At 73.9% G+C, this 20,176-nt stretch carries 16 protein-coding genes and 1 pseudogene; 5 read left to right on the top strand and 12 right to left on the bottom strand.

The features are described from left to right. Window positions 1-89: 89 nt before the first annotated feature. The 9 genes and pseudogenes from ABT084_RS35695 to ABT084_RS35735 all read right to left on the bottom strand — a co-directional run bounded on the left by ABT084_RS35695 (window position 90) and on the right by ABT084_RS35735 (window position 9,977). Window positions 90-920, bottom strand: coding sequence for a PaaX family transcriptional regulator (locus ABT084_RS35695; protein WP_351053364.1), 831 nt, complete (start codon window positions 918-920; stop codon window positions 90-92). 63 nt (window positions 921-983) lie between these two features. After that, complete coding sequence (locus ABT084_RS35700; RefSeq protein ID WP_351053391.1) at window positions 984-1,703, bottom strand: maleate cis-trans isomerase family protein; 720 nt, start codon at window positions 1,701-1,703, stop codon at window positions 984-986. Window positions 1,704-1,783: 80 nt separating this feature from the next. Next, a complete protein-coding gene (locus tag ABT084_RS35705) occupies window positions 1,784-2,689 on the bottom strand; it encodes a fumarylacetoacetate hydrolase family protein (RefSeq protein WP_351053366.1) in 906 nt (301 codons plus the stop codon). A gap of 26 nt (window positions 2,690-2,715) precedes the next feature. Next, window positions 2,716-3,828, bottom strand: a complete 1,113-nt coding sequence (locus tag ABT084_RS35710) for a cupin domain-containing protein (protein WP_351053368.1) — start codon at window positions 3,826-3,828, stop codon at window positions 2,716-2,718. Further along, the gene (locus tag ABT084_RS35715) at window positions 3,825-4,904 is read right to left on the bottom strand and encodes a carbon-nitrogen hydrolase family protein (RefSeq protein WP_351053370.1); all 1,080 of its coding nucleotides are present in this window, start codon (window positions 4,902-4,904) and stop codon (window positions 3,825-3,827) included. Before ABT084_RS35715 ends, ABT084_RS35710 begins: the two co-directional genes overlap by 4 nt. A 23-nt stretch (window positions 4,905-4,927) precedes the next feature. Continuing rightward, on the bottom strand, window positions 4,928-7,264 hold the full coding sequence (locus ABT084_RS35720) for an oxidoreductase (RefSeq protein WP_351053372.1): 2,337 nt from the start codon (window positions 7,262-7,264) through the stop codon (window positions 4,928-4,930). After that, window positions 7,255-7,710, bottom strand: a complete 456-nt coding sequence (locus ABT084_RS35725) for an acyl-CoA thioesterase (RefSeq protein ID WP_351053393.1) — start codon at window positions 7,708-7,710, stop codon at window positions 7,255-7,257. The genes ABT084_RS35720 and ABT084_RS35725 overlap by 10 nt, the downstream gene beginning before the upstream one ends. Before the next feature lie 12 nt (window positions 7,711-7,722). Beyond that, window positions 7,723-9,348 (bottom strand): annotated as a pseudogene (locus tag ABT084_RS35730) (AMP-binding protein); the annotation flags it as partial. 11 nt (window positions 9,349-9,359) lie between these two features. Then, window positions 9,360-9,977: an ATP-binding protein gene (locus tag ABT084_RS35735; RefSeq protein ID WP_351053374.1), complete on the bottom strand. Its 618-nt coding sequence runs from the start codon at window positions 9,975-9,977 to the stop codon at window positions 9,360-9,362. A 221-nt stretch (window positions 9,978-10,198) separates the two neighbouring features. Here ABT084_RS35735 and ABT084_RS35740 point away from each other — a divergent pair, with 221 nt between their 5' ends. Together ABT084_RS35740 and ABT084_RS35745 are read left to right on the top strand one after the other, a co-directional pair. Then, complete coding sequence (locus ABT084_RS35740) at window positions 10,199-11,149, top strand: alpha/beta hydrolase fold domain-containing protein (protein ID WP_351053376.1); 951 nt, start codon at window positions 10,199-10,201, stop codon at window positions 11,147-11,149. A gap of 282 nt (window positions 11,150-11,431) precedes the next feature. Next, window positions 11,432-12,271: a phosphatase PAP2 family protein gene (locus ABT084_RS35745; protein WP_351053378.1), complete on the top strand. Its 840-nt coding sequence runs from the start codon at window positions 11,432-11,434 to the stop codon at window positions 12,269-12,271. 20 nt (window positions 12,272-12,291) lie between these two features. Here the strand turns inward: ABT084_RS35745 and ABT084_RS35750 are convergent, their stop codons facing one another. From ABT084_RS35750 to ABT084_RS35760, 3 genes are all read right to left on the bottom strand, one after another. After that, window positions 12,292-13,353 carry a LacI family DNA-binding transcriptional regulator gene (locus ABT084_RS35750; protein WP_351053380.1) on the bottom strand — a complete coding sequence of 354 codons (1,062 nt, stop codon included), beginning with the start codon at window positions 13,351-13,353 and terminating at the stop codon, window positions 12,292-12,294. Between the two features lie 133 nt (window positions 13,354-13,486). After that, window positions 13,487-15,070, bottom strand: a complete 1,584-nt coding sequence (locus ABT084_RS35755) for a carboxylesterase/lipase family protein (RefSeq protein ID WP_351053382.1) — start codon at window positions 15,068-15,070, stop codon at window positions 13,487-13,489. A 119-nt stretch (window positions 15,071-15,189) separates the two neighbouring features. After that, the gene (locus ABT084_RS35760; protein WP_351053384.1) at window positions 15,190-15,930 is read right to left on the bottom strand and encodes a phosphatase PAP2 family protein; all 741 of its coding nucleotides are present in this window, start codon (window positions 15,928-15,930) and stop codon (window positions 15,190-15,192) included. A gap of 878 nt (window positions 15,931-16,808) precedes the next feature. On the opposite strand from ABT084_RS35760, the gene ABT084_RS35765 reads away from it, so the two are divergent. From ABT084_RS35765 to ABT084_RS35775, 3 genes are all read left to right on the top strand, one after another. Continuing rightward, window positions 16,809-18,059 (top strand): MFS transporter, encoded by a 1,251-nt coding sequence (locus ABT084_RS35765; RefSeq protein ID WP_351053386.1) that lies wholly within the window; start codon window positions 16,809-16,811, stop codon window positions 18,057-18,059. 125 nt (window positions 18,060-18,184) lie between these two features. Then, window positions 18,185-19,102 (top strand): 5'/3'-nucleotidase SurE, encoded by a 918-nt coding sequence (surE, locus tag ABT084_RS35770; RefSeq protein WP_351053388.1) that lies wholly within the window; start codon window positions 18,185-18,187, stop codon window positions 19,100-19,102. Between the two features lie 162 nt (window positions 19,103-19,264). Beyond that, the coding region (locus ABT084_RS35775) for a carboxylesterase family protein (RefSeq protein WP_351053390.1) at window positions 19,265-20,176 on the top strand (912 nt) is incomplete at its 3' end.

Consider the following 20,176-nt stretch of genomic DNA (forward strand, 5'->3'; position numbering starts at 1 on the left):
CCGTGTACTGGACGTACTCGGGTCTTCGGTCGGTGCGGCGAGAGCGCGTGCCGGGCGCCGCGACGCCGCGGACATCCGTCAGACACCCCCTAGGCGGAGGTGGCGGCGGTCACGCTGCGTACATGGCTCAGGCTCGGGCCGGCGAGTACGTCGTGCAGCTGCTGGAACACCTGCCGGGCCCCCACGGCGTTCCAGTCCGCGGGCAGCAGCTCCGCGGGCAGACCCGGGTCGAGGTAGGGCAGGCGACGCCATGCGGTGAGCATCGGCACGTAGTGGCGGAACGCCTCGGCGGGCGCGGTGCCGTCACGGCCCGCGAGGCGGGCGGCGACCGGTGCGTACGCGTCGGTGAAGGCCGCGTACTGGGCCTGGATCGCCGGGAAGTCCCACCAGGAGCTGACTGCTTCGGGCAGGTCGCTGAAGGCGGCGTAGTCGGCCGCAGCGAACAGGTGGACGTACTCGCTGAGCCCGAGCCGGACCAGCATCGCGCGCGCGTCCTCCAGGACCCGGCCCGGCGCCAGCCACACGCCGGAGGCGATGTTGCCGAAGCCGAGCCAGGTCAGCCGGGTGCGCAGCTGGTAGCGGTGGGCGCGCTCGGATTCCGGTACGGAGAAGACCGCCAGGGCCCAACCGTCGGACAGGTCCGCCGGTTCCAGGCTGGCGAAGATGCGCCGGTCGCCCGCGTCGAAGACGGGGTGGACGGCCGGGCTGAGCCGGTAACCGGTGGCGCCGCGCCGCTCCGGTTCCAGGACGCCCTTCTTCTTGAGCCGTGAGATCGCCGAGCGGACCGCCTGGCTCTCCACGTCGAGTTCCGACATCAAAGTGATCAGGTCGGCGATGGAGATCCAGCCACCGCTGCCGCGCAGAAAGGCCCCGTAGACCGTGTTGATCAGCGAGCTGGGCCTGAGGGGGCTGTCCGACATGATCGCCTTCCGTTGGATGGGTGGCGATCCTACCGAGGGGCCCGGCCGCCCACCCGCCCCAGGTCAGGCGATGGGCGCCGCCGCGTACGCACCGGAGAGCAGGTGCCCGGCCCCGGGAGCCACCGCGGGCAGGCCGAGCGCCCGCAGCATCTGGTGCGCGGTGCAGACGGCCGCGGAGACGACCGGCTTGCCGAGCAGCTGCTCGGCCTCCTCGATGGCTCCGAGCGAAGGCATCTGCACGCACGCGGACAGCACGACCGCGTCCGCGTCGGAGTGGTCGAGCGCGCGTGCCAGGCCGGGCAGCCGGGCCGGGTCGTGGGCGGCCACGTCCAGGTTGTTCGGGATCTCCAGGGCCCGGTAGTCGAGGACTTCGATGCCCTCGTGGGTGAGGTAGTCGACGACCGTCCGCGTGAGCGGGCGCATGTACGGCGCGATCAGGGCCACCTTCCTGGCGCCCATGGTGTGCAGCCCCTGGACCAGGGCTCCGGCGCTGGTGACGACCGGTGCGGGGGCCGCGTTCTCCACGGTGCGCGCGTGCAGGCGCTCCTCGGCGCCGCGGTGGTAGCCGAGGCCCATGCTCATGATGGCCACCAGACAGGCGTAGCCGAGTACGTCGACCCGCGCGTCGGACAGTTCGACGGCGCAGCGGTCGGAGTCGGCGTCCATGGCCTTGAGCTGTTCCGGCGTCACATGGGTCATCCGCATGCGGCTGGAGTGGAAGGTGAAGCGCTCCGGTGCGACGGCCTCCCGGGCGCGCAGGATGGCCGGCACTTCCGTCTCCATCGTGACGTTCGAGCTCGGCACGATCTGGCCGATGCGGTAGGTGCGGTCCGGCACGGGTGCTCCTGGGTTCGGTACGGGGATCAACGGGCGTCCACGACGGGGTTGGTGAGGGTGCCGACGCGTTCGACGGTGGCCTCGACGGTGTCGCCGGGCACAAGGAACTCGGGCGGGACCATCCCGGCCCCGACACCCGACGGGGACCCCGTCGCGATGACGTCACCGGGCTCCAGGGTCACGCCGGAGCTGATGTCGGCGATGAGCCGGGCGATGGGGAAGAGCATGTGGCGGGTGTTGGACTTCTGCTTCGTGACGCCGTTGACGCGCAGTTCGAGATCCAGGGCCATCGGGTCCAAAATCTCGTCGGCCGTGACGACGACGGGCCCGAACGGGGCATAGGAGTCCTGGCCCTTGGAGAAGAACCACTGCCCCGAGCGGCGCTGGTCGCGGGCGCTGATGTCGTTGACGATGCTGTAGCCGAAGATGTGCCCGTAGGCCTCCTCCTCGGTCACCCGGAAGGCGGTGCGGCCGATGACCACGGCGAGCTCGCACTCCCAGTCCAGCTGGGCGGTGAGATCGGCGTTGTGCAGGATCGGCGCTCCGGGCCCCGTGACGGCGGTCGCGGGCTTGCTGAACAGCACCGGACGCGGGGGCAGTTCCTTGTCCGTGTCCAGGCTGCGGCTGGACTCCGCCACGTGCTCCACGTAGTTCAGCCCCACCCCGATGATCTTTCCGGGCCGGTGCGGGGCGCACAGGCGGACGTCTTCGAGGCGGTGGACGGCGTGGCGGGGCGGCGCGCCGTCGAGGAGGCCGCGGACCGCTGCGAGGGCCGCGGGCCCGGCCTGGACGAGCGAGAGCAGGTCGGGCGGGATCCGGACGCCCGCCTGGTCGGCGAGGACGGCGAGATCGTGCACCGAACCGTCGCTCTCCGCGCCGAGGCGCGGCGCCGGCTCGGCGGATCCGGTGGTGGTGAAGGTGAGCAGTCGCATGGGGTCTCTCCGGGGGTGAGGGGCATTCAGGAGGCGGGCTGGTGGCCACCGTTGGCGGTGTACGCCTCCTCGCGGTGGAAGCCGAGCGAGCGCATGACGGGGAAGTCGTTGAAGGAGAAGAGGCAGGCGTCCTCGGCCGGGTCGAGGTTGCGGTGCTCGTGCCACGCCCAGGACGGAACGCAGAAGATGTCGCCCTCCTGCCAGGCGAAGCGCTGTCCGGCGATCACCGAGACCCCGCGGCCCTTCGCCACCGTGTAGATCACCGATCCGGTGTGCCGGTGGGCCAGGGTGGCCTGGTCCGGGCGCAGCAGCTGCATGTGGGCGCCCATGGTGGGCATCACCGAACCGCCGGTCACCGGGTTGGTGTACTCCGCGATGATCCCGTCGTACGGCGAGCCCTCCGTGGCCTTCGCGAGCCCGAGCAGGGCCTCGTACGTCGCCTCCCACGGGTAGGCCAGCAGCGGCGAGTGGGGCCGGGTCCACCGCTCGGAGCCGTACGGGAGCAGGTTCGCCGCGTAGGTCAGGACCGAGGAGTTGATCACCTCGCCGGGCTGCTGGCGCAGCTCCGGGTGCACCTCGTAGAAACCCGCGTCGAGGGCGTTCACCAGGGGGATGTCCAGACCGTCCTGCCAGATCACCGGGGCGTCGGTGGCGTCGTTGCCGTGCTCGTGCCAGGCGCCGTTCGGGGTGATCGCGAAATCGCGCGGGCCCACCTTCAGCTTCTGCCCGTCGACGATCGTCCAGGCCCCGGTGCCCTCGTGGACGAAGCGCAGCGCGGCGGCCTGGTGACGGTGGGCGGTCATGGCCTCGCCGGGCCCCATGATCTGCAGGCCCGTGTAGAGGAGCCCGGCCGCCGCGCTGACGTCCTTGCGACCGGGGTTGACCAGCATCACCACGCGGCGGCCCGCGTCGTCCGCCGTGACGAGGCCGAGGGCCTTGTGGACGAGCGGGCGCAGCTCCTCGTAACGCCACAGCACCGGAACGGATGTGGGCCGCGGGTACCAGGGCTCGATGTCGTTGGCCACGGTCCACAGCGCGCCCGCGTCGCGCGCCTCGAGTTCGGCGTAGTAGGCGGTGAGTTCGGGGGTGTCGAGGACCCGTGCGCGGCCGAGCGCGGTGTCGTCCTGATCGATGGTCATACGTCCTCCTCGGAGCGGGCGTTCAGGGAAACGGGCAGGGGAGAGGTGAAGGTCACCGGCGGGCGGGGGCGGTTGTCGACTTCGAGCCGGAAGATGTCGAAGCGGTTGTAGTGCCCGGTGATGTCGTGCATCTGCTTGGGCTGGATGCAGCGGGCCAGGTCGATCTCCGCGTAGACGATGCCCTCGTCGTCCACGAGCGGCGGGGTGACCGGGCGGCCGTCGGGGCCGAAGATGCCGGACAGCGCGCTGCGCGGGCGGCCGAACAGGGCCCGCAGCTCCTCGTCGTCCCCGGCGAGGAGATCGATGATCTCCGGTGAGACGGTGGAGCAGGCGACGACGGAGAAGACCTTCCCCTCGAAGCTGTGGGCGGCCGTCCGTACGGCGATGGCGTCGGCCATGTCGTAGTCGGCGGGCGCCACGGGCAGGGCGATGTAGCAGGAGGCGTGGATCAGTTCGCCCTGTGCGAGAAGGGCGAAGCGGGCCAGGGTGTTGGTGTTCTCGCCGCAGGCGAGGGCGCCGAGCGGGCCGACGGGGGTCTGGTGGACCCGCAGCGAGCTGCCGTCACCGCCGGTCCAGGTGAGCTTCTCGGCCCAGGTCGGCACCAACTTGCGGTGCACGCCGATGAGTTCACCGTCGGGGTCGATGGTCAGCAGAGTGTTGTAGAGGACGCCGAGGCTGTGCGGGCCGCGCTCGTTGACCCCGATGACCACGACGACGCCGTACTGACGGGCCGCCGCGCGCAGCGTGTCGACGTACGGGCCCGGCACGTCGACGGAGGCCCGGTGCAGGCGCTCGAACCAGGGCGAGCCCTGCACCGGGTTCATCGTCCAGTTCCAGTACGGGTAACCGGGGACGAACACCTCGGGGAAGACGATGAGCCCGGCCCCGTTCCCGGCGGCCTCGGCGATCAGGGAGACGGCCTTGTCGACGGTGGCGCCCGGATCGAGGTAGACCGGGGAGGCCTGGACGGCCGCCGCGGTGAAGCGGGGCAGGGTGTAAGGGGGCGGGGTGTAAGGGGGTGGAGCGTAGGGAGGCGGGGCGTAGGGAGGTGGGGCGTGCGGGGGCGGGGTCTCCATGGGATCTCCTGAATCTCCGCGGGTCAGTGGGCGGCGGTCGCGGCGGTCGCGGCGGTGGCGGTGGTCGAGGCGGTGGCGGTGGTGGTGACGCGTGGACGCCAGCGCTGGTGCACCGGAACGGCGGCCCGCCGCAGCAGTTCGAGGCGGGGCGGCACCCGGTCGGTACGGGCGGCGGGCGGGCGGGGGCTGCCCGCGGCCCAGGACCGGGCCCAGGGCGCGCCGGGTCCGCGGTAGCCCTGGGCGGCGGCCGCGTGCAGCGTCCACAGCGGGTCGTGGAGCTGGGCGCGGCCGAGGGCGCACAGGTCGGCCCGGCCCGCGAGGATCACCGAGTTCACGTCGTCGTACGAGGAGATCGCGCCGACCGCGATGGTCGCCAGCCCGGTGGCGTTGCGGATCAGGTCCGCGTACGGCGTCTGATAGCTGCGGCCGTAGCGCGGCCGCTCGTCGGCCACGACCTCGCCGGTCGAGACGTCGATCGCGTCGGCGCCCGCCGCGCCGAGGGCGCGGGCGATGTCCACGGCCTCGGCCTCGCTCAGGCCCCCCTGTGCCCAGTCGGTCGCGGAGATCCGCACCAGCAGGGCCTTCCCGGCGGGCCACACCGCCCGTACCGCGCCCAGCACTTCGAGCGGGAAGCGCAGCCGGCCGCCGGGGCCGTCGCCGTACTCGTCGGTGCGCCGGTTGGTCAGCGGGGACAGGAACCCGGACATCAAGTGGCCGTGCCCGTATTGGAGTTCCAGTGCGTCGAAGCCGGCCCGGTCGGCCCGCTCGGCCGCCCGGACGAAGTCCCGCACGACCAGGTCCATATCGGCCCGGGTCGCCTCGACGGGCACCGGGCTCCGCTCGTCCCAGGCCAGCGCCGAGGCGGCGAGCAGCGGTCCCCCGGACCCACGGCGGCCCGCGTGGGTGAGCTGGATGCCCAGGCACGCGTCCGACTGGCCGTGGACGAAGGCGGTGATCCGCCGCCAGGCCGCCTCCTGCTCGTCGGTCCACAGGCCGGGGCAGCCCGCGTCGGTCCGGCCGCCGGAGCTGACGGCCGTCATCCCGGCCAGGACCAGGGCCGGGCCGCCGAGGGCCTGCGTCGCGAGGTGCACGAGGTCGAAGTCGCCCGGTACCCCCTCGCGAGCCGTGGACAGGGCCACGGGCGCCACGACGACCCGGTTGCGCAGCCGCAGCCCACCGAGCCGGAAGGGCCGGAACATCGGCGGCACCGGAGCGGAGGCGTTGACCGCGGTGGTGAAGCCCTCGTCCCGCGCGCGCAGGCCGTCGAAGGTGACCCGGCGGCTGCGGGTCAGCAGGTTGAAGGCGAACTGCTCCGGCTCCTGACCGGTGTACCGGTCGATGTTCTCGAACCATTCGAGGCTGGCCTGGGCCGCGCGCTGGGTGGACTCCACGACCGGCCGGCGCTCGTCCTCGTACGCGGCCAGGGCGCTCGGCACGTCGGCGTGCTCGTGCAGACAGGCGGCCAGCGCGAGGGCGTCCTCCATGGCGAGTTTCGTGCCGGAGCCGATCGAGAAGTGGGCGGTGTGCGCGGCGTCCCCGAGCAGCACCGTGTTCCCGTACCGCCAGGTGCGGTTGCGCACGGTGGTGAAGCGCAGCCACTTGGAGTTGTTCGGCAGGAGCCGGTGGCCGTCCAGATGGGCGGCGAGGATCTCCTCGCAGCGCCTGATGCCCTCCTCGTCGCTGGCCCCCGGCGGGAGGTCGAGGGACTCGGAGCGGTCGAAACCGCCGCGCCGCCACGCGGCCTCGTCCATCTCGACGATGAAGGTGGACCGGGTGTCGTCGTACGGATAGGCGTGCACCTGGAGGGTGCCGAAGTCGCACTCCTCGACGATGAAGGTGAAGGCCTCGAAGACCTTGTCGGTGCCGAGCCACATGTACCGCCCCGACCGCTCGTCGAGGTCGGTGGCGAAGGTGTCCGCGTAGGCGGCCCGCGTGGCCGACCGTACGCCGTCACAGGCGACCACCAGGTCGTATGCGGCGGCCAGTTGATCCGGCGGTGGCGCCTGCGTGCGGTAGCGGACGTCCACGTCCAGCGCGGCGCAGCGGTCCTGGAGGATGCCCAGCAGCCGCCGACGGCCCAGCGCGGCGAAACCGTGGCCGCCGGAGGTCAGCGTCCGGCCCCGGCGCCGGACGTCGATGTCGCTCCAGCGGGCGAACTCCGCCGACATCGCGGCGTGCACGACGGGATCGGCCTGTGCGATGCCGTCGAGGGTCTCGTCGGAGAAGACGACCCCGAAGCCGAAGGTGTCGTCGGGCGCGTTGCGCTCCCAGACGGTGATCTCCCACTGCGGGGAGAGCTGTTTGGCCAGGGCCGCGAAGTACAGGCCGCCGGGCCCGCCTCCGATGACTGCTACGCGCACGGGGCGCCTCCTCGGGTGTTCTCTCGCTCGTCCGCGATCAGTTCGGGTGCCTGCGGACCGGCCTTCGTGAGGACCTCGCGGACCTCGGCGGGCCAGGGCGCCGCCCCCGTGGCGCGGGCCGCGGAATGGGCGATGACCATGCGGCCGGTGGCGGCCTCCGCGCCCTCCTCCCCGTGGACGGTGAAGGCGTAGCGCAGGGAGCTGGTGCCGACCTTGGTGACGCGCAGTTCCGTCCGCACGGCCTCGCCGAACCAGAGCCGGGCCCGGTAGTCGGCCTCGAATCGGACCCGGGGCGTGCTGCCGAACAGGTGGGACAGGCCCAGGCGCCGCAGCAGCACCGCCTCGGCCGCCTCGACCCAGCGCACGACGGTCGCGTGGTGGTAGTGCCCGGCCGCGTCGGTGTCGGGCCACTCGACGCGGCGCTCGATCACCACGCTCGGCAGCATGTGGGGCGGCGGGCCGGCCGACTCCAGCGCCCGGAGGCGGAGTTGGCCGCGCCGGAGCTTGCCGGTGCCGGTGCGCGGGAGGCCGGTGACGAACTCCACGGCGCGCGGGTACTTGAAGGGGGCGATGGCCGCCTTGACGTGGGCCTGGAGCTCCCGGGCGGTGGCCTCGACGGCCGGCACCCCGGCGCGCAGCACCACGTACGCCTTCACGAGCATCCCGCGCCGCTCGTCGGGCACCCCGACGACACCGCAGTCCTCCACGTACGGATGGCCGGCCAGGGCCTTCTCCACCTCGGGCCCGGCGATGTTGTAGCCCGAGGAGACGATCATGTCGTCGCTGCGCGCCACGTACCAGAAGTAGCCGTCGCTGTCCCGGATGTAGGTGTCGCCGGTGATGTTCCAGCCGTTGCGGACGTACGTCACCTGCCGGGGGTCGTCGAGGTAGCGGCAGCCCGTGGGGCCGGTGACGGCGAGCAGGCCGGGCTGTCCGTCGGGGACGGGGTCGCCGTGCTCGTCGACCACGGCGGCGCGGTAGCCGGGGACGGGCCGGCCCGTGGACCCGGGCCGGATGTCCTCGTCGGCCGCGGAGATGAACACGTGCAGCATCTCGGTGGCGCCGATGCCGTCGATGATGCGCAGCCCCGTCGCGGCGTGGAACTCCTCCCACACGGCGGCGGGCAGCGGTTCGCCCGCGGACACGCAGCGGCGCAGGCCCGCCATCCGGTCGGCCGCGCCCTCGGCCAGGATCGCGCGGTAGGCGGTGGGCGCGGTGAACAGGACGCTCACCCCGTGCGCGGCGACGAGATCGGCCAGCTGCAGGGGGGTGGCCTGCTCGATCAGCAGGGTCGCGGCCCCGACCCGCAGCGGGAAGACCACCAGCCCGCCGAGACCGAAGGTGAACGCGAGCGGCGGGGTGCCGGTGAAGACGTCGTCGGGGCGGGGCGCGAGGACGTGCCGGGAGAACGTGTCGGCGTTGGCCAGGACGTCCCGGTGGAAGTGCAGGGTGGCCTTGGGCCGCCCGGTCGTACCGGAGGTGAAGGCGATCAGTGCGACGTCGTCGGCGGCCGTCCGCACGCTGGTGAAGCCGCCGTCCTTGGCGGCGCAGCGGACCGTGAGGTCGTCGTCGCCGGGGCCGCCGTACGCGATCACCTGAAGGGGGTCCGGGGTGCTGACCGCTTCGAGTTCCTCCAGGTAGCGGTGGTCGCACAGGGCAACCGCGGGCCGGCTGATCCCGCACAGCCCGGTGAGCTCGGTGGCGCGCAGCAGCGGCACGGTGGTGACGACTACCCCGCCCGCCTTCAGGACGCCGAACCAGGCGGCGACGAGCCACGGGTTGTTGGGTCCGCGCAGCAGGACGCGGTTGCCGGGCAGCAGCCCCAGGTCCTCGGTGAGCACCTGGGCGACCTGGTTGGCGCGCTGGAGGAGTGCGCCGTACGTCCAGCGCTCGGTGGGGGTCAGCAGGCAGGGGCGGTCGGGGCCCCAGCGCTCGACGGCTTCGTCGAGGAGGCTGTGGGCGCAGTTGAGCCGGTCCGGATAGCTCAGCTCCGGGAGGTCGAAGTGGAGCCGGGGCCACTCGGAGAAGGGCGGAAGCCGGTCGCGGCAGAAGGAATCGGCATGCGCCGAGGGGGAGAGCTCCATGGGGCGGCACCTCAATCAGGGAGCAGCGGGGGAGATGGGGCAAGTATCTCGATATTTTGGCGTCCGTCAATTGCGCGCGATATTTTTACGCGGCGACCGGCGACCGGCGACCGGCGACCGGCGACCGGCGACCGGCACCCGGCGACCGGCACCCGGCACCCGGCGACCGGCACCCGGACCCGGACGGCCTTGCCGAACTCGGCTGCTGCCCAGGCGAGTTCGCCGCCCGCCTCGGCGACCATCAGCCGCACGATCAGCAGGCCCCGCCCCGTCTCCGCGTCGGGATCGACCTCGGCGCCGGGTGCGGGCGGGCGGGCCGGCGTGCGGGATCCGTCGCTGACGTCGAGGTGCAGCCATCCCCCGCGGAGGGCGACTCCGACGCGCATGCGGGGTGTGGTGGCGGCGTGCAGGACGACGTTGCCGGTCAGCTCGCTGACGGCCAGCAGTAGGACGTCCGCGACCTCGGCCGCGACCCGCCAGTCGTCGAGCGCCGCCCGGACGCGGGACCGGATCCGCGGGACGGCCGCCGCGGTGGGCTCGACGGCCCATCGGACGAAGGCGGTGGCGGGGGAGGTGCGGGGTGCTGGGGTGGTGCAGGGTGCTGGGGTGGTGTCCGGGGCGGTGAGCATGGCGTGCTCCCTGGGGAAGGCGACGCCGCCCGCGCTGCGGCTCGTGTAACAGGTGGGGAAATCGCCCCGCCCGTGGGCTTGTGGTCAGCGGAAACGCGTCGCTAGAGTCGTGATTACACGTGTAACACGTTATTCCGCCGAGGCACCCCGCGCAAGCAATTCGGACATACGTTACGAAGCCGTGCCGCGCACCGAGGCCGCGCAGAACTGGAAGGGCCGCAATGACGCAACCTGCCGCAATCGACATGGCCGACATGACCTGGCCGCCCCCGCCCTACCAGGCCCCCGTGCCACCGGTCACGGACGAGCACGGGATCCGCCGCTACGACGGGATCACCTACGCCACCACGCCCGGATACCGCCCCCGGCTGCTGGACGTCCAGGTTCCGCCCGGTGAGGGTCCCTTCCCGGCCGTGGTGTGGATCCACGGCGGCGGCTGGATGGACGGCGACCGGCGCTATCCGCCGCCGACCGTACCCGCCGCACTGCTGCACGGATCGGTGCTCGGAGCCGGGCTCGCCCTGGTCTCCATCGACTACCGGCACAGCCTCGAAGCCCCCTTCCCGGCCCAGCTGCACGACGTGAAGGCCGCGATCCGCTACGTCCGCACCTTCGCCGGGGACCTCGGGATCGACCCGGACCGGATCGGCGTCTGGGGCGAATCCGCGGGCGGCCACCTGGCCGCGCTCGCGGGCCTGGTCGGCCCGGACAGCGCGGACGGCGAGGCCCTGGAGGGCGCGCACGGCGTGGGCTCGGGGGACACCCGGGTCCGTGCCGTCGTCGACTGGTACGGGGTTTCCGACCTGGTCGCCCTGTCCGCACACCCGATGCCGGAGCTGCCGCTGCCGCCCGGGGTCGAATTCCCCGACCCGTACGTGGCCCTCCTCGGCGCGCCCGTCGCCGAGCGCCCGGACCTGGCGAAGGCCGCCAGCCCCGTCACGCACGCCACGCCCGGCTCGAACCCGCCGCCGTTCCTGCTGATCCACGGCCGCGAGGACGGGCTGGTCCCCTACAGCCAGAGCGAGCTGCTCGCCGCGGCCCTGGTGGAGGCGGAGGGCGAGGTCACCCTGCAGCCCGTCGAAGCCGCCGACCACATCTTCCTCGGCTCGCCCGACGTCCCGCGGATCGTCGCGGACAGCGTCGCGTTCCTCGCCCGCCACCTGGCGCCGTGACCGGGTAGGCCAGGGGGCCGCGGCACCCGGCACGGCCCCGGACGCCGCGGTCCCGGTCGGCCCGACCGGCCCGGCGGCCACGACCGGCCCGACGGCCACGACCGGCCCGACCGGAAGAGCCCGACGGCCCGACCGGCCCGACCGGAAGGGACGGCCGGGGCGCGGGTGCCCGCGCCCGTCACACCGCAGTTCCGTGGGGGCCCCGGACCGAACCGGCCGGGCCCCCCACGGGTACGTCGAACACCCAGAACCACGGCCGTACCCCGGCCGCGAGAGGCAGCCATGTCCAGGATCCCGGTCGCTCCACCGTCCGCCCCCGCCACCGCGGTCGCCCCCTCCGCCGCAGACCCCGAGGCACCCGGAGGAGCGGCCCCGCGCCGCCCCGGCGTCCTGACGGCGGGGCTCCTGCTGCTGGGCGTCCCGGCGGCGCTCGCCCTCGTCGTCCGGCAGGACCCGGCGAGCCCGCCGTTCCAGGGTGTGGACGACCGCTGGCTGACGTGGATGGGCGGCCCGCACGAGGGGGCGTACGGCTGGGTCGCGGCGGCCCTGAACTGGTTCGGAGGCCCGGCGGGGGTCGTCGTACCGCTCGCCCTGCTGGTCTTCCTGCTCGTGCGCCGACGGTGGGTGTCGGCGGGCTTCCTGCTCGGGGTCTACCTCCTCGGCAACATGCTCGTCGTCCAGGGGCTCAAGTACCTCGTGGACCGGCCGCGCCCGGCCGGCCCGCTGGTCCGGGTCGACCACGGATCGTTCCCCTCCGGGCACGCGGCGGGGGCGGCGCTGCTCGTCGTCCTCGTCGGCGTCCTGCTGGTGCCCGCCGCGCGGCGCCGGGGCTTCTGGGCCGGGGGCCTGCTCTTCACGCTGGCCATGATGTGGAGCCGTACGTGGCTGCACGCGCATTGGCTCAGCGACACCGTCGCGGGCGCGGCCGCCGGCGCGGGTGCCGGGCTGGCGGCCTGGTGGCTGTGCGCACCCGCGCTCGCGCGGGAGGCGTCCCGAGCCCGGGACCGCCGGGGGGCGGCCCGGGGCGCCGGGGTCGAGCTCCGGCCGGCGCCCGTGGCCGTATCAGTGCCCGGGCCTGTGCCCGGGACCGCGCCTGAAGGGGCGTCACCCGCCGGACGCTGACCGGGGGAGAGGCCGCGGCACTAGGAGGTCTGGCGGTGCACGAGCACCGGTTCCATCTCGGGTACGGGCGTGGTCGTGCCGGTCTCGATCAGCTCGTGCACCGCGTCCGCGACCCGGGCGGGCGAGACGAGGTCCAGCCGGATCGAGGTCAGCGCGGGCTGCTGGAGCGCGGAGAGGATCAGGTCGTCGGAGCCCACCATCGCCACGTCGTCCGGTACGACGATCCCCTCGGCCCGCAGCGCGTGCAGCAGCAGCGCGGCGTACTCGTCGTTGTAGGCGAACACGGAGTCCAGGCCGAGACCGGTCCAGCGCCGGGCCAGGGCGGTCGCGGACTCGCGGGTGTAGGACAGCTCCACCGGGGTCACGGTGGCCATGTGCCGGGCGGCGACGGACTCGGCCCCGGCCAGCCGCGGCGCGGCGAGCGCGGCGAGACCGCGCTCCTGGGGCATGACCACGCCGAGGCGGGTCCGGCCGCGGGCGATCAGGTGCCCGGCGGCGGTGGCGCCGATGCGGGCGTGGTCGAAACCGATGGTGTGGACGCCCGGCACGGGGCGGGCGGCGAAGGCGAGCAGCCCGCGCACCCCGGCGCGGTGCAGCAGGTCGGCGGCCTGCGGGGTCAGCCGGTCGCCGTCGAGGGCGATGACGGCAGCCGGACGCAGCTCGGCCCAGGCGCGCGCGGCGTCGACGGGGTCGGCGAAGCGGCCCGCGTGCAGGACGGCGGTGTAGCCGTGCCGGTCGAGCTCGCTGTGCAGATCGTCGACCCAGTCGCTGACCAGGCGGCCGACCGCGGAGATCGACGCGGGCATCAGGACGAGATTGCTGCGCCCGGCGCGCAGTGAGCGGGCCGCGGCGTGCGGTACGTAGCCGAGCTGGCGGGCGGCGTCGAGGACGCGCGCGCGGGTGCCCGCGCTGACGCGGTGGCCCTGGGTGTCGTTCAGTACGAAGGACACCGTCGCGCGCGACACCCCGGCGAGCCGGGCCACGTCGGCACTGGTGAGGGAGGCGGGTGCGGGAGCGGGTGTCGGTGCGGGAGCCGCCGCGGAGGCGGAAACCGGAGCCGGGGCCGGAGTGTCTTCGGTCATGAGGTCCCTCCACGCTCCTTTTGATCGAACCGATGCCTTCCCTTCGAAGGTTACACGAGTTAGATCACGGGAGCGGGGGCGCCCGGACGTGTACCCGCCCGGGCGCGACCCCCGTGAAACCTGCGGTCCCCCGCTACGACGAGAGCGGGCGCAGCGCGCCCTCGTGCAACCGCCGCGCATCCCCGGCGAGGTCGCCGAGCGCGGTCACGACCGAGTCGAAGCGCATCGTGGTGCGGGTGTCCTTCTCGTACGGGCTCCACCGCGGCATGTCCGGGTGGTTCGGGTCGCCGGTGCGGGCGAAGGCGATCCAGGCCCGGTGCATGGTGTGCGCGAGACCGTCGCGGACGGCGGGATCCAGCCCGGCCACGAAGGGGGCGTCGGCCCACTGCTCGAAGTTCCCGAAGGCGAAGGGGAGTTCGAGACAGTGCGCGGCCCCGAGCCGGCCCTCGTACGCGGGGGAGGGGAGATCGAACTGGTAGGCCCACACCGGTCGCCCCGCGGCCGCGCGCGCCTCGGCGAGCCGCACGGCGGGCGCCCGGAACAGCTCGTCGGTGATGAGGTCCATCAGAACGTCGGCCGGGCGGGCCCCCGGCCGGGCGCGCTCGTACGCCGCGTACGCGTCGGGGGCGGCTGCCGCCCCGAAGGTCTCCCCGATCCGCGCGGTGACCTGCTCCCGGTCGGCGGCCGCGAGGCCCTCGTCGAGGGCGAAGCCGAAGTTGGCCTCCTCGCGGGTCCAGCCGATCAGCACCTCGATCCCGGCCGCGGCCCCGTGCAGCAGGGCCTGCGCCGGGTGGCGGTGGAGGGTGACGCCGTCGATGACGGGGAGGAACGGCGTCGGCCAGTAACCCCAGCGCGCCGTCCGGGCGAAGAGACCACCGGCGGCCTCGATCAGCGCGGGCCAGGGCAGCGAGCGCAGCTCGGCCATGCTCTTGGCCCCGGCCAGCTCCAGGTAGGCGGCGGTGCGCTCCAGGGAGGCCTCGGGTGCGGGGAAGTCCAGGCCGAAGGGCGGGCTCATGAGGATCACCCGCCGGATCAGGCCCGCGGCTTCGGGAACTCCGGCGAGGGCGGCGGCGGACACCGCGCCGCCCGACTGGCCCGCGACCGTGATCGAGTCCGGGTCGCCGCCGAAAGCGGCGATGTTCTCGCGCACCCAGCGCAGGGCGGCGAGCTGGTCGGTCAGCCAGTGGTTGCCGCCGTTGCCGTTGCCGCCTCCGTCGCCGTTGCCATCGCCCGGGCTCTTGTCCTCGACGTCGGGGTGGAGGTAACCCAGCGGCCCGATGCGGTAGTTGACGCTGACCACGACGAGGTCCCCGTCGCGGGCGAAGGCGGCGCCGGAGTACTGGGGCATCGATCCGGAGCCCGACACGAAGCCGCCTCCGTGGATCCAGACGAGCACCGGCCTGCGGGCGTCATCGGCCGCGGGGGTCCAGACGTTGAGGGTGAGGCAGTCCTCGTCGAAGGGTGGTGCGCCGTGTCCGCCGAGAACCGGGTCGCCGCCCTCCCGGTACATCTGCGGGGCGCTGGGCCCGTCGGCGGTCGCGTCCCGGGTGCCGCTCCAGCCGGGGTGCGGCCGCGCGGGCCGCCAGCGCAGATCGCCGACCGGGGGAGCCGCGTAGGGCACGGCCCGGAAGACGGTGAGCCCGTCCTCCTCCGCGCCGCGCAGCCGGCCCCCGGGCAGGTCAACCACCGTCCGGGCCGTGCCTGGGATGTGAGCCATGAGCCGATCCTTCCTGGGCTGCGCGCCGAACGCACGCCGGCCCGCACTGAGAATATGTCGCAAATTCAACGACCGTCAATGATTCGAGATACGGCAAGGGGTGGCCTGCGGCCGCTCGGTCACAGCCAGAGGGTGTTGGCCGCGGCGCGCTCCGCCTCCGTCTCCAGCAGGCGCGCGAACACCCGCCACAGGAGCAGGCAGGCCCCCGCTCCGGCCAGGGCGCCGCCGAAGGTGTCGGTCAGCCACTGGGCGTGCAGCCACGTACGGCTCCACATCATGGCGGCGGTGTACCCGCCGCCGAACAGCCACCACCAGCGCCGCGCGGTCGGCGGCATCGCCACCACCGCGACCGCGATGACCAGCGCCACCGTGCTGAACACCTGGCCGGACGGGTACGAGCCGTCGTTGACCAGGACCCAGGGGTGCGGCGGGCGTGGCCGGTCGGCGACCGCCTTGAGCGGCAGCACGACGACGATGTCGGCCACGATGGCGGTGGCGAGGACGAAGAGCGCCGACCGCCAACGCCCGTACACGCAGAGGCAGCCGGTCAGCATCAGCGGCAGGATCAGCCCGAGCGGTCCGCCGAGCCGGTCGAGCGCCAGGGCGAACGCGGTGGCGGCGCCCGCGGAGGATCCGTTCGCCGAACCGGCCCAGACGTCGTCGATCCCCTGGAAGAAGGGGCGTTGGTCCACCCGCAGGAGCAGCCCGGTCAGCAGGGGTGCGAGGAGCAGCGCCGAACCCACGGCGAGGGCACGGCGCGGCGCCGCCGCGGGCACGTGGTGCCGGTGCGGTCGGCCGGAGACGGGGGCGGGGGTGGGGGTGGGGGTGGGCGGTGGCGCGGGTGTGGCGGAGTGGGGCATGGCGGAGCCTTTCGAGGTGGGTCCGGCGGGCGGCGGGGGGCCCGGGGGCCGGATGCCCCCGGGCGGGGCGGATGCCTGCCGAAGCGAGGGTGAGGGCGAGGGCGTGAGCGGGCCGCCGCGCAAGCGGGATGGCCCCGGCGGGGCCGGGCCGATGGGAGCCCGAGCTGATGGGGCCGGGGCTGAAGCCGGCCCGGGCCGACGCGGGCATGAGCTGATGCGGACCTGAGTCGACGGAAACCCGCGCTGACCCGGACCTGAGCCGACGGCGGACCTCGCCCGCGCCGACCCGCCGCCGGGACGGGCCCGAGCCGTCAGGACGGGCCCGAGCCGCCGGGGTGGGCGGTGTCGGCCCGCCCGGGGTGAGGCCGCGAGGCTGCCAGGTGGCGGCGGGGGTGTCGCCGTGCGGCACGGAGTATTGCGGAAGCGTGACCGCAGCCACAAGGGCAAGAGGGTTTTCGGACGCTCCAGGCCTGGTCAGTGGCCATGAGGCGGTGGTTACACGTGCGTAGGCCGTGGTCCGAGCCCTGGTTACGATCTGGGTATCCGCCTGCGCCGGGCCTTGGCGGACCCTGGGGCTGAGTGCTACACAGTGTCCTGACGGCGGAAGTGACACGTGTAACAACATCGCTTCGTACCGCACGTCGACCGCACTCGGAAGCGGGGTCCCTCCCTCGTGACCCCGCCGCTCCGCGACACCACCGGCACCGGCCCACGCACCAGCACTGCCACCCGCACCGGCACCCGCACCCCCGGCGCCGGGCGGCCCCCTCCCCGTGCACCCCACCCCGGCAGCACACCGGCGGCCCCCACGCCCGCCCTCACCCCCCGCGTCCCCCCGCCCCGGCCCCACCCCCCCGCTCCGTCCCCGAGGAGTCGTCATGGTCACGAACGAGCTGATCGACCCGCCCGTCCCGGCGGATCACGAACCTCCCCACCGACGCGGACTCCTGTTCCTGCTGCTCGTCGCCAACTCGGCGATGATGGCGGTCTACATGGGCGTCGGTTCCGTCCTCCTCCCCACGCAGATCGCCGACATCGCCGGTGACGACAAGGTCGCCGTCCTGGGCCTGATCGGCGGCATCAGCGCGATCTTCGCCACCGCGTTCAACCCCATCGCCGGCGCCCTCTCCGACCGCAGCGGCCGCCGCGGCCCCTGGATACTCGGCGGCGCCCTCGGCTCGCTCGCGGGCCTGGCCTTCCTCGGGAGCGTCGGTACGGCGCTCCTCGTGGGCATCGGCTGGTGCCTGATCCAGGCGACCATGAACGTCTACCAGGCCGCCGTCACCGCGCTCGTGCCCGACCGCGTCCCGGTCGCCCGCCGCGGCACCGCCTCCGCCGTGGTGGGGCTGGGTCTGCCCATCGGCGGCACCGTCGGCGTACTGATCGCCTCCCAGACCGCGGACCACCTGCGCACCGGCTACCTCGTCTTCGGCGGGGTGATCGCCGGAGCCGCGATGCTGCTCACCGCCTTCTGCCGGGACGTGCCGCGCGCCGTGGCCCCGGCGGCGCCCGCCGCCCGCAAGGGCGCGCAGGTCAAGGCGTTCCTCTCCGCGCTCGGCCACCACGACTTCCGGTGGGCCTTCATCGGGCGTGCCCTGATGGTCCTCGGCTACTTCTCGGTCGTCGGCTATCAGCTCTACATCCTGGACGACCACATCGCGCTGCCCGCCGGGCTGACCCCGCCCGACGCGATGGCGGTGCTCACCCCGGTCTCCATGGCCGCCATGGCCGTCTCCACCGTGGTCGGGGGGTTGCTGTCCGACCGCTGGAACCGCCGCAAGGTGTTCGTCGGGGTGTCGGCCGCCCTCGCCGGGCTGGTCATGGTGGTCCCCGTGGTCAGCCCGACCTGGACCGGCATGCTCGTCTTCAGCACGCTCAACGGCCTCGCCTTCGGCTGCTTCATGGCCGTCGACACCGCGCTCGTCACCCTGGTGCTGCCCCGGGCCGAGGACGCCGCCCGCGACATGGGCGTGCTCAACATCGCGAACGCCGGGCCGCAGATCATCGCCCCGTTCGTCGCCTCCGCCGTCGTCACCACCCTCGGCGGGTACACCCCGCTGTTCCTGGTCGGCGGCGCCCTGTCGCTGATCGGCGCGCTCGCCATCCTGCCGATCCGCAGCGTGCGCTGACGCCGCGGCCTCCCGCCCCCGACTCCGGCGGGCCCGTGCCGAGGGTCACGTGCCCGCCGGTCCCCACCCCGACCGCTTCCCCCTCACCACCCCTCTTCCGCCACCCCTCTCCCAAGGAGCGTTCTGTGCAACGCAAGCGAGTCCTGCCGCTGGCCACCCTGCTGCTCTGTGCGCCCGCCCTCGCCGCAGCGGTGCCCGCGGCCGCCGCCCCGCAGGCCGGCCCGGCGACCGCGCCCGCGCGCCCGCTGCGGATCCTGCTCACCAACGACGACGGCTACAACGCACCGGGCATCCGGCTGGCCTTCGCGCGGCTGACCGCCGCCGGGCACGACGTCACCATCGTCGCGCCGCTCACCAATCAGAGCGGTGCCGGTACGAAGGCTTCGAACGCCCCCTCCGTCACGGTGCGCCACCCCGAGCCGAAGGTGTGGGCCGTCGACGGATCCCCCGGCGACGCGGTGGCCTTCGGGCTCTCCGAGGTGTTCGAGGGGCGGGCGCCCGATCTGGTGGTGTCCGGCACCAACTTCGGCCCGAACGTGGCCGGTCTCGCCACCCACTCCGGTACGGTCGGCGGCGCCGTCGCCGGGCTGGAGAACGGCATCCCCGCCATCGCCCTGAGCACCGGCGGCGTCGCGGTGCCCGACCCCGTGACCACGGTCAACGCGATGGGCCCGACCCTCGACTTCGCGGTCAAGCTGATCGACCGGCTGCGCTCGCGAGCCGGATCGGGGCCCCTGCTGCCCGCGGGCGTCGGCCTCAACGTCAACCATCCCGTCATCGGAGCCGACGGCAAGGGCACCGCCGCCGGGGTGGCGGCCACCTTCCAGGACCCGCAGCCGCTGTTGAAGGCGGACTACACCGACGCGGGCGACGGCACCTGGAAGGTCGGAGTGAAGGTGGCCCTGCGGACCCCGGCCCGGGGCGGCGACGTCGAAGCCGTGAGCGCCGGGAAGATCGCCGTCAGCCCGGTCAACGCCGACTGGAACACCGGGCCCGCCGACGCCGCCGTCACCCGCGCCCTGATGGCGGGACTGCGCCCGTAAGGACCCGCCGACCCTCCCGCCCCGAACCCAGGAGCACGGATGCCACAGAAACAGAAACAGGAACAGGAACAGGAACAGAAACAGGCGCAGCCACAGCCACAGCCACAGCCACCGACCCCCACCCCCGCCCCCCGGACCTCCCGTCTCGTCCCCGCAAGTCCCTTGCTCAGTACGGTCGTCGCGCTCCTCGCCCTTCTCGCACTGACCGCCGCCGCGGTTCCCGCAGCCGCCGCGCCGCCCGGTCCCGCCCGGCCGGTGGTCGCCATGGCTCAGGGCGCGCTGCGCGGCCGCGTCCACGACGGCGCGCAGGAGTTCCTCGGCGTGCCCTACGCTGCCCCGCCGGTCGGGGCGTTCCGCCTGCGCGCCCCTCGGGAGCCGGCCGCCTGGAGCGGGGTGCGCGAAGCGGACCGGCAGGCGCCCGCCTGCCTGCAGTTCTCGCCCTTCGGCCTGCGCGACCCGGGGGCCGTGAGCGAGGACTGCCTCTACCTCGACGTGTACCGCCCCCGGGGTGCCCGCGCCGGGGACCGGCTGCCGGTCATCCTCTGGATGCACGGGGGCGCGTACAGCCAGGGCACCGGCACCCAGTTCGGCGGACGCACCATGGCGACGCTCACGAACAGTGTCGTGATCAGCATCAACTACCGCCTGGGCCAGCTCGGTTATCTGGGCCTTCCCGAGCTGGCCGGGCAGGACGCGCGGCGCTCCGGTTCCTTCGGGCTGATGGACCAGATCGAGGCGCTGCGCTGGACCCGCGCGAACATCGCCTCCTTCGGCGGGAATCCCGGCAACGTGACGGTCTCCGGCCAGTCGGCGGGCAGCGGTTCGGTGTGCGGGCTGCTGGCGGCCCCCTCCGCGGCGGGGCTGTTCCACCGGGCCGTACTGCAGAGCGGGCCGTGCACGCTGCTCCGTACCCCGGACAGCGCGCGCGCCGCGTCCGAGGCGCGGGCCTTCGCGGCGCGGGCGGGCTGCGCCGACCCGGTGATCGTTCAAACGGTGCCCCCTTATCCGCACCCGCACCCCCCGCAGCCCCCGCCGCAGCCGCCCCCGCAGCCACTCCCGCACCCTCCTCCACAG

This window comes from Streptomyces sp. NPDC002138 (genome assembly GCF_040296485.1).
In the GTDB taxonomy this organism is placed as follows: domain Bacteria; phylum Actinomycetota; class Actinomycetes; order Streptomycetales; family Streptomycetaceae; genus Streptomyces.